Genomic DNA, 612 nt, shown 5'->3' on the forward strand with positions numbered 1-612 from the left:
CCGAGGCCGAGCGCTTCGCCGCGCAGGGCGCGGAGAATCCCTTCCTCGACGTGTGGTTCGCCGACGAGCAGAGCGGCTTCGTCGTGGGCGCCTTCAACCTGATCCTGCGCACCACCGACGGCGGCAAGAACTGGGAGCCGTGGCTCGACCGCACCGCGAACCCGCAGGCGCTGCATCTGTATGCGATCCGCCCGGCCGGCGGCGACGTGTATGTCACCGGCGAGCAGGGTCTGGTGCTGCGCCTCGATGCGGGGGCGGGGCGCTTGCGTGCGCTGGAGACGCCCTACCGGGGGAGCTATTTTGGGGTGACGGGAACGGGCAACGCCGTCATCGTCTTCGGCCTGCGCGGCAACGCTTTCCGTAGCGCCGACGGCGGGGCCACCTGGCACAAGATCGACACCGGCGTGCAGGAAGGCCTCACGGCCGGCGTGCCGCTCGGCGCCGGCGGCGTGCTGCTCGCCAGCCAGGCCGGGCGGCTGCTCGTCAGCACCGACGGCGGCGAGCACTTCGCGCCGCTCAAGCTCGAGCGGGCCACGCCCGCCGCGGCGGTGCAGCCCCTCGGTACGGATGCGGTGGTCGTCGCGGGTGCCCGCGGCGTGCGCGTCCAGATGC

Annotated in this window: 1 protein-coding gene; it reads left to right on the top strand. The window is 73.2% G+C overall.

The window, feature by feature from the left end; all coding sequences use genetic code 11:
- Nucleotides 1–612 (top strand): WD40/YVTN/BNR-like repeat-containing protein (locus GPA25_RS23675; RefSeq protein ID WP_246266170.1); only part of this gene is annotated, 612 nt, incomplete at both ends.

Source organism: Aromatoleum diolicum (assembly GCF_012910955.1).
Lineage (GTDB): Bacteria > Pseudomonadota > Gammaproteobacteria > Burkholderiales > Rhodocyclaceae > Aromatoleum > Aromatoleum diolicum.